Origin of the sequence: Pseudomonas sp. CM25 (genome assembly GCF_013179705.1) — a bacterium.
Taxonomy (GTDB): domain Bacteria; phylum Pseudomonadota; class Gammaproteobacteria; order Pseudomonadales; family Pseudomonadaceae; genus Aquipseudomonas.
Window position 1 is genome coordinate 1 of the sequence record NZ_JABMCW010000536.1, and the last position, 2574, is coordinate 2574.

Annotated in this window: 3 protein-coding genes; 1 reads left to right on the plus strand and 2 read right to left on the minus strand. The window is 59.4% G+C overall.

The genetic code is table 11. The annotated features are described in order from the left end of the window. On the plus strand, positions 1-230 hold a 230-nt coding region (locus HP546_RS31200; protein ID WP_218584648.1), incomplete at its 5' end, for a hypothetical protein. 333 nt (positions 231-563) lie between these two features. Here HP546_RS31200 and HP546_RS29080 read toward each other — a convergent pair. Both HP546_RS29080 and HP546_RS29085 read right to left on the minus strand, forming a co-directional pair. After that, entirely contained in the window at positions 564-2057 is a 1494-nt protein-coding gene (locus HP546_RS29080; RefSeq protein WP_172232977.1) for a CoA-acylating methylmalonate-semialdehyde dehydrogenase, read from the minus strand. Between the two features lie 73 nt (positions 2058-2130). Further along, positions 2131-2574 (minus strand): aminotransferase class III-fold pyridoxal phosphate-dependent enzyme (locus HP546_RS29085; RefSeq protein WP_172232980.1); only part of this gene is annotated, 444 nt, incomplete at its 5' end.

Genomic DNA, 2574 nt, shown 5'->3' on the forward strand with positions numbered 1-2574 from the left:
CCCTTACAGCATCTTCTGAACTACCTAACTCGTTGAATATCAAGGAGTTTGTCGTTCCGTTGTCGCTGGAAGTGGGGCGCATTATAAGGGGATTCGAAAGGGCGTCAACCTTTAATTTCAAGAAAGTGAAATATAAGGGGAAAAGACCATATCAAGGCCGCCAAGTGTCCGCCACAACCCTTTTGGCGCCTATGAGATCGAGCGCCGCCCGCGCGGCGCATCGCGGATAAATCCGCTCCTACATTTGTTGCAACGTGGCCATGCCTGACAGGCCATGGTTGTCAGCGGTTTGCAAGACTCAAGACATGCACCAAGGCAGGCGACCATGGCGTAACAGGTTCGGCACGTTGCAACAAATGTAGGAGCGGATTTATCCGCGATGCGCCGCGCGGGCGGCGCTCGATCTCACAGGCGCCAAAGAAACAACGGCGAACACCTTTCACAGCCAATGCCATCTATAGACAGGCCCATCCCCGCCCTGACGCCCACCACAGCACAGCAACAACCAAACCCCAAAAACAAAACGGGGAGACCTACCGGCCTCCCCGCTTCAGTTACCCGCCTTAAAGGCTAGGAAACGCAAACTGCGACGCCTCATGACTAGCCCGCTGCGGCCAACGCTGGGTAATAGCCTTGCGACGGGTATAGAACCGCACCCCATCCGGCCCATAAGCATGCAGGTCACCAAACAACGAACGCTTCCACCCACCAAAGCTGTGATAAGCCACCGGCACCGGAAGCGGTACGTTGACACCCACCATGCCCACTTCAATCTCGTCACAGAACAGACGCGCGGCCTCACCGTCACGGGTGAAGATGCATGTGCCGTTGCCATACTCGTGATCATTGATCAACTGCATGGCCTGCTCCAGGCTGTTCACCCGCACCACGCACAGCACCGGGCCGAAGATCTCTTCTTTATATATGCGCATCTCCGGGGTCACCTTGTCGAACAGGGTGCCACCAACAAAATAGCCATCTTCATTACCGGTCACACGGAAGCCACGGCCGTCCACCACCAGCTTCGCGCCAGCAGCAACACCGTCATCGATGTAACCGACGACCTTGTCACGGGCAGCAGCGGTGACCAGCGGGCCCATGTCCAGACCGCACGAGGTACCGGCACCAATCTTCAGTGCCTTGATCTGCGGCTCCAGCTTGGCAATCAGGGCATCGGCCACCTGGTCGCCCACACACACCGCCACCGAAATGGCCATGCAACGCTCGCCGCACGAACCATAGGCTGCGCCCATCAGTGCGCTGACGGCGTTGTCCAGGTCGGCATCCGGCATCAGCACCGCATGGTTCTTGGCACCACCCAGCGCCTGCACGCGCTTGCCGCGCTTGGTGCCTTCGGCATAGATGTATTCGGCAATCGGGGTCGATCCGACGAAACTCAGCGCTTTCACCTCTGGCGCTTCGATCAGCGCATCCACGGCTTCCTTGTCGCCGTGCACCACGTTGAGAATGCCCTTCGGCAAACCGGCTTCCAGCAGCAACTGGGCAATGAACAGCGTCGAGCTCGGATCACGCTCTGAAGGCTTGAGGATAAAAGCGTTACCGCAAGCGATGGCCAGTGGGTACATCCACAGCGGCACCATGGCCGGGAAGTTGAACGGGGTGATGCCGGCAACCACGCCCAGCGGCTGGAAGTCGGACCAGGCGTCGATGTTCGGGCCGACGTTGCGGCTGTACTCGCCTTTCAGTACTTCAGGCGCGGCACAGGCGAACTCTACGTTCTCGATGCCACGCTTCAGTTCACCTGCGGCGTCTTCCAAAGTCTTGCCGTGCTCTTCGCTGATCATCTGCGAGATACGTGCTTCGTTCTGCTCCAACAGTTGCTTGAAGCGGAACATCACCTGGGCGCGCTTGGCCGGCGGGGTATTGCGCCAGGCCGGGAAGGCGGCCTTGGCCGAGTCGATCGCTTCCTGCACGGTCGCGCGGCTGGCCAGCTCGACCTTGCGAACGGCCTGGCCAGTGGACGGGTTGAAGACATCGGCGGTGCGCTCACCCTTGGTAACCAGCTCGCCATGGATCAGGTGCTGAACAATGCTCATGCAAAACTCCAGATAAAGAAGGTAGATGTAGGCGCGGAATACGTGCGCGCGCCTGGCATCAAAATCGGATAGATCAGTCGATCAGGTTCAGGTTTTCGCCAACGGCGTCGAACAGGCGATCCAGTTGCTGCGGCGTGGTGTTGAACGTCGGGCCGAACTGCAGGGTGTCGCCACCGAAGCGCACATAGAAGCCTGCCTTCCACAATTTCATCGCCACTTCGTACGGGCGGACAATGGCATCACCGTCACGGGCGGCGATCTGAATGGCGCCGGCCAAGCCGTAGTTACGGATATCAACAACGTTCTTGGTGCCCTTCACGCCGTGCAGCAGCTTCTCGAAGTGCGGCGCCAGCTCGGCGGCGGACTGCACCAGGTTTTCCTTCTGCAGCAGGTCCAGCGCAGCGATGCCGGCGGCGCAGGCTACCGGGTGTGCCGAATAGGTGTATCCATGCGGGAATTCTACGGCGTAGTCCGGCGTCGGCTGGTTCATGAAGGTCTGGTAGATCTCGCTGCTGGC